Source organism: Mesorhizobium sp. M7A.F.Ca.US.002.01.1.1 (genome assembly GCF_004022955.1).
Classification (GTDB): Bacteria; Pseudomonadota; Alphaproteobacteria; order Rhizobiales; family Rhizobiaceae; genus Mesorhizobium; species Mesorhizobium ciceri.
In genome coordinates, this window is the sequence record NZ_RZQE01000387.1 from 1 (window position 1) to 5803 (window position 5803).

Here is a 5803-nt window from a genome sequence, read left to right on the forward strand (position 1 = left end):
GGCATGCTCGACGGGATCGGCGGCCATGAATGACTGTTCCGCCGCCGAATGGTCGTCGAGCATCAGCTCGTCTTCAAGCGACATTGCCACCGCATCGTCGAACTCGTCATCGGAGGCAACCGGCTCGACAGAAGCGGGCGTATCGGCAACGCTGTACAGGGCCTCTTCGGCTTCCTCATCGATCCGAAGGTCCTGGTCGAGCGAGGCGGCAAGCTCGTCCGCCATCGACTGATCGTCCTCGAAGGGGGACACGTCCTCGAGCGAACCGGCGACGGCATCGCCAATGTCGGACGCGAAAGCGGGCTCGACGGACGGCACGGCTTCAGCGGCGACCGCATGGCTGGCGCCGGCGACGTGGTCGTCGATCTCAGCCATGTCCAGTTCGAAATCGTCGTCGAGCGACACCGAAAGCTCGTCGTCCATCGCGCTGGCGTCAGCCGCTTCGAATGCCGGCTCATGCACGAAAGTCGGCTCATAAGCCTGGACAACCGGAGCGGCGTCGCTGTCGTCAGCGCCGAACTCGCCCATCATTTCTTTCTCGAGATCGATATCGAAATCGCCCTCTTCGAGCCCGCGATCGGCGGCTGGGGCCTGCGGCTGGGCGGGCGATTGCGGCCTGACCGGCTGGCGCGGGTCGAATCCCATGATCCTGGTCAGTTCCGCGAACGGATCATCCTCAGCGATGTCGTTGTTGTCGGCTACTCTCAGCTGGGTTCTGTCTGCCATTATTGTTCCCGAACTCGCACTCATTCGGACGCCATGGACGTCGCGTAGGGTTGGCCCTTACCAGCGCAATGTGGGCAAAAGGTGACAGGTTATTTAGTCAAACCTAACGCATTTCAGTGGGCGCGGCGGCCCCGATCAACGTCAGGCCGGACGTCAAAACGTCCGAAACAGCCTGCACCAGCCCTAGTCTGGCATGCGTCAATTGTCGGTCGTTAACCTTAACAAAACGTAAGTCCGGATTATCCGTGCCACGGTTCCAGTGCCCGTGGAAGCTGGAAGCCAGATCATAGAGGTAAAATGCCAGCCGATGCGGCTCGAGCGCAAGGGCGGCGGACTCGATCAGCCGCGGGTATTCGGCAAGCTTGCGGATCAGGCCGATCTCGCCCTCGTCGGTCAGCAATGCCGCGGCCGACGCCAGGCTGTTGCGGTCGAAATTGGCTTCGCCCAGTTGCTCGCTCGCCTGCCGGAACACCGAATGACAGCGCGCCGAGGCGTACTGGACATAGAACACCGGATTGTCCTTGGACTGCTCGGTCACCTTGGCGAAATCGAAATCCAGCGGCGCATCGTTCTTGCGATAGAGCATCATGAAGCGGATCGCGTCGCGGCCCACCTCCTCCACCACTTCGCGCAGCGTCACGAAATCGCCAGACCGCTTCGACATGCGCACCGGTTCGCCCTCGCGAAACAGCTTGACCAGATTGCACAGCAGCACGGTGAGCTTGACCTCTTCGCCGGCAATCGCCCGCGCCAGAGCCTCCAGCCGCTTGACGTAGCCGCCATGGTCGGCGCCGAGCACATAGATCAGGTCGACGAAGCCGCGATCGACCTTGTCCTTGAGATAGGCAACGTCGGCGGCGAAATAGGTGAATGAGCCGTCCGACTTGACCAGCGCCCGGTCCATGTCGTCGCCGACCGCGGTCGAGCGGAACAGCGTCTGCTCGCGGTCCTCCCAATCGTCGGGTTTCTCGCCCTTGGGCGGCGGCAGCTTGCCCTTGTAGATATGGCCCTTCAGCGTCAGATCGTTGATCGCGGAGCGGATCTTCCTGGCATTGTCGGCGTGCAGCGTGCGCTCGGAGAAGAACACGTCGTGATGCACGTTGAGCATCGCCAGGTCCTCGCGGATCATCGCCATCATCGCATCGATGGTGCGATCCTTGACGATGGCGAGCGCCTCGTCATCGGGCATCTGCAGCAGCGAGCGGCCGAATTCCGCGACCAGCGCCTGACCAACTGGCACCAGGTAATCGCCCGGATAAAGCCCGGCCGGAATCTCGCCGATGTCGTCACCCAGCGCTTCGCGGTAACGCAGGAATGCGGAACGGCCGAGCACGTCGATCTGCGAGCCGGCGTCGTTGATGACGTATTCCTTGGTCACGTCGTAACCGGCGAAGGCCATCAGATTGGCAAGTGCATCGCCGACGACAGCACCCCGGCAATGGCCGACATGCATCGGTCCGGTCGGATTGGCCGAGACATATTCGACATTGGTCTTCCTGCCGCCGCCAACCATCGAGCGGCCATAGTTGCGGCCCTCGCCGAGCAGTGCGGTCAGATGTGTCTGCCAGAAGCCGTCCTTCAGCCTGAGATTGACGAAACCGGGGCCGGCCACCTCTGTTGCCGCGACATCCTTGTCGTCGCGCAGCGCCTGCGCCAGTCTTTCGGCCAGCGCGCGCGGGTTCTGGCCGGTCGGCTTGGCCAGCACCATTGCCGCATTGGTCGCCAGGTCGCCATGGCTGGCGTCGCGCGGCGGCTCAACGGCAATGCGCGACAGGTCAGGCGAAATGCCGTCTTTGTCTTTCAGATCAAGCGCTTCGACGGCTTTTATGATTCGCGCGGTGAAATCGGCGAAGATGTTCATTTGTGTGACTCTGGGGTCTGGCTCTGGCGGCTTTGCAGCGAATCCGGCTCGTTGGCCGGCAAAATCGAGCCCGCCCTAGCCCAATTCAGGCGTATGGTCAAACAAACGCCGGTGTTCCTTGAGCGCGTAGGTGTCGGTCATACCCGCCAGGAAGTCGGCGACGCTGCGCGCCTTGATGCGATCATCGGCCCGATCCAGCCCCTCGCGCCAGCCATCCGGCATGGCGCGCGGATCGGCGAAATAGGCGTCGAACAGATCCTTGACGATCTGCTCGGCATCCGCGCGCACCCTCATAACCTCCGCGTGCCGGTAGAGGTGCTTGTACAGAAAGGCCTTCAGTTCCTTCTCCAGGGCAGCCATTTCGGCCGAGAAAACCACCATCGTCTCGCCAGCTGCCCTCACTGCATCGGCGCTCCGCGGCCTGATGCGATCGAGATTGGCGGTCGTCGACCTGATCACGTCCTCGACCATGGCCGTTATCTGCCGCCGCATCAGTTCGTGGCCGGTGCGCACGGCATCGAGGGAGGGATAGCGTTCGCGCACGCCTTTCAGGATCGTTCCCGGCAGCGAAACCGTCTCCAGCATGTCCAGCGTCAAGAGTCCTGCCCTCAACCCGTCGTCGATGTCATGCGTGTTGTAGGCGATATCGTCGGCGATCGCCGCGCATTGCGCCTCGATGCCGGCGAACCGGTCGAGTTCGAGATCGTGCAGTTGCGAATAATCACGGATCGCCTGTGGCACCGGCCCTTTCAGACCCTTGCCGTTGGCATCCGTCAGCGGCCCATTGTGCTTGACCAGGCCTTCCAGCGTTTCCCAGGTCAGGTTGAGCCCGTCGAATTCGGCGTAGCGCGCCTCCAGCCTTGTCACGATGCGCAGCGATTGGGCGTTGTGGTCGAAGCCGCCCCAGGCGGCCATCTTCTCGTTGAGCGCGTCCTCGCCGGTGTGGCCGAAGGGCGTGTGGCCGAAATCATGCACCAGCGCCACCGCCTCGGCCAGATCCTCGTCGCCGCGCAGCGCCCGTGCCAGGGCGCGCGCTATCTGCGCCACTTCGATCGAATGGGTCAGCCGGGTGCGATAGTGGTCGCCTTCATGGGCGATGAAGACCTGCGTCTTGTGCTTCAGCCGCCGGAAGGCCGTCGAATGGATGATGCGGTCACGGTCCCGCTGGAATGGCGTGCGGGTCGGGCTCTCCACCTCGTCGAACAGCCGCCCGCGCGAGTTTGCCGGATCGCAGGCATAGGCGGCGCGTGGCCGATAGCCGAATCCGATGTCGCCCAACTCACTGGTCATGGCTGATGCTGCCGCGTTTGACTTAGCCAGGTTGACTTGGCCCCTCGCGCTTCATACCTATCATGTGAAACCGAAAGCAAGGTGACGCCCATGGGCGCTGATGCCAAGACTGCCATGAAAGTCGATATGACCGAGGCCGCCGCCAAGCGGATCGCCAGGATTGTCTCGAACGAAGCCGGCAAGACGGCGCTGCGCGTTTCGGTCGAAGGCGGCGGCTGCTCGGGCTTCTCCTACAAGTTCGATCTGGTCGATACGCGCAACGACGACGACGTCGCCATCGAGAAGGACGGCGCCACCGTGCTGATCGACGATTTGTCGCTGGTCTATATGGGCGGATCTGTGATCGATTTCGTCGACGATCTGATGGGCCAGTCGTTCCAGATCCGCAATCCGAACGCCGTCGCCTCCTGCGGCTGCGGCACGAGTTTCTCCATATAGAATGCCTGCCATCGGTGCGGTCCGTCAGATCGCGCTGTCGGCTGGCCGTGACCTCGACGTGACGCTGGCTTTCTGGCGCGACGTGCTCGGCATGGCCGTCCATGCACGCTTCGATCCGCCGGGCATCGCCTTCATCATGGCCGGAGAAATCAGGCTGCTGTTCACCGACGGCGTACCGGCCGGAACCGTCTATCTCGACATATCGGGCCTTGATCAGTTCCATGCCTCGGCTGCTGCCGCCGGCGTGCCCTTCACCGCGCCGCCAACGCTTGTCCATCGCGACACGGACGGCCAGTTCGGTCCAGCGGGGGAAAGCGAATGGATGGCCTTCCTAAAGGACCCGGCTGGCAATACGATCGGCCTCGTCGAACGCCATCCGCCGCAAGAGCCCAACTGAACAGCATCGAGACCGCCATGAAAATCGTCACCTGGAACATCAACGGTGTCCGCGCCCGCATCGGCAACCTGACCCATTGGCTGACCGAGAGCGCACCCGACATCGTCTGCCTGCAGGAGATCAAGACGGTCGACGAGCAGTTCCCGCGCGCCGAGATCGAGGCGCTTGGCTACAATGTCGAAACCCATGGCCAAAAGGGTTTCAACGGCGTCGCGCTGTTGTCGAAGCTGCGCTTCGACGAGGTGATCAGGGGCCTGCCCGGCGACGATGCCGATGAACAGGCGCGTTTCATCGAAGGCGTTTTCTCAACCGACAAGGGCGCCTTGCGCGTTGCCTCGCTCTATCTGCCGAACGGCAATCCGATCGATGACGAGAAGAAGTTTCCTTACAAGCTGTCCTGGATGGCGCGGCTTGAGCGCTGGGCCGAAGAACGGCTGAGACTTGAGGAGGCTCTGGTGCTCGCCGGCGACTACAACGTCATTCCCGAGCCGATCGACGCGCGGTTTCCGGAGAACTGGCTGGGCGACGCCCTGTTCCAGCCGCAGACGCGACAGGCCTTCCGTCGGCTGCTCAATCTTGGTTTCACCGAGGCGGTGCGCGCGGTCACCGACGCGCGCGACACCTATACGTTCTGGGACTATCAGGCCGGCGCCTGGCAGAAGAACAACGGCATCCGTATCGACCACCTGCTTTTGTCGCCGGAAGCCGCCAACCGATTCTCATCGGCCTCTATCGAAAAGCATGTGCGCGCTTGGGAAAAACCGTCCGACCATGTCCCGGTGGCGATCGATCTCGCGCTTCAGCCGGCTTGAGAGAACCTCGCCGGGCCCGTCTGCGCTGAACCCTCATATCGCCACATTTCGCGCCGTTCATTGCAGACCAGCATGGCGGCTGGGGTTCCATGAGCACACGATTTCATCTTTGTCCCATTGGCCTGGCATTTGCCATGGCCGTTCCTGGTACGGCATTTGCCGACCAGGAATGCCTGGCCAATGGAAAATCCTACCAGATCGGTCAGGTCGCCTGCCTGACGGTGGCCGAGCAGAGCCATCTGGCCCGCTGCGATATGGTGCTCAACAACACCTCGTGGA

At 62.5% G+C, this 5803-nt stretch carries 5 protein-coding genes and 1 pseudogene; 3 read left to right on the plus strand and 3 right to left on the minus strand.

What is annotated here, in order from left to right; all coding sequences use genetic code 11:
- From EN932_RS27375 to EN932_RS27385, 3 genes and pseudogenes are all read right to left on the minus strand, one after another.
- Positions 1-726 (minus strand): annotated as a pseudogene (locus EN932_RS27375) (SPOR domain-containing protein); the annotation flags it as partial.
- Between the two features lie 103 nt (positions 727-829).
- A complete protein-coding gene (gene argS, locus EN932_RS27380) occupies positions 830-2587 on the minus strand; it encodes an arginine--tRNA ligase (RefSeq protein WP_064993663.1) in 1758 nt (585 codons plus the stop codon).
- A 75-nt stretch (positions 2588-2662) separates the two neighbouring features.
- Positions 2663-3877 carry a deoxyguanosinetriphosphate triphosphohydrolase gene (locus tag EN932_RS27385; protein ID WP_127371664.1) on the minus strand — a complete coding sequence of 405 codons (1215 nt, stop codon included), beginning with the start codon at positions 3875-3877 and terminating at the stop codon, positions 2663-2665.
- A gap of 90 nt (positions 3878-3967) precedes the next feature.
- On the opposite strand from EN932_RS27385, the gene erpA reads away from it, so the two are divergent.
- Genes erpA through xth form a run of 3 tightly spaced genes read left to right on the plus strand, consistent with a single transcriptional unit; the run spans position 3968 to position 5524 of the window.
- Positions 3968-4315, plus strand: coding sequence for an iron-sulfur cluster insertion protein ErpA (gene erpA, locus EN932_RS27390; RefSeq protein WP_013531288.1), 348 nt, complete (start codon positions 3968-3970; stop codon positions 4313-4315).
- Position 4316: 1 nt separating this feature from the next.
- The gene (locus EN932_RS27395; RefSeq protein WP_013531287.1) at positions 4317-4712 is read left to right on the plus strand and encodes a VOC family protein; all 396 of its coding nucleotides are present in this window, start codon (positions 4317-4319) and stop codon (positions 4710-4712) included.
- A 17-nt stretch (positions 4713-4729) separates the two neighbouring features.
- On the plus strand, positions 4730-5524 hold the full coding sequence (gene xth, locus EN932_RS27400) for an exodeoxyribonuclease III (RefSeq protein WP_013531286.1): 795 nt from the start codon (positions 4730-4732) through the stop codon (positions 5522-5524).
- Positions 5525-5803: the final 279 nt, after the last annotated feature.

Excerpts from the sequence above, each read along its gene's own strand:
- EN932_RS27395 (WP_013531287.1), top strand. The coding sequence starts at position 4,317 with ATGCCTGCCATCGGTGCGGTCCGTCAGATCGCGCTGTCGGCTGGCCGT.
- EN932_RS27385 (WP_127371664.1), bottom strand. The coding sequence starts at position 3,877 with ATGACCAGTGAGTTGGGCGACATCGGATTCGGCTATCGGCCACGCGCC.
- xth (WP_013531286.1), top strand. The coding sequence starts at position 4,730 with ATGAAAATCGTCACCTGGAACATCAACGGTGTCCGCGCCCGCATCGGC.
- argS (WP_064993663.1), bottom strand. The coding sequence starts at position 2,587 with ATGAACATCTTCGCCGATTTCACCGCGCGAATCATAAAAGCCGTCGAA.
- erpA (WP_013531288.1), top strand. The coding sequence starts at position 3,968 with ATGGGCGCTGATGCCAAGACTGCCATGAAAGTCGATATGACCGAGGCC.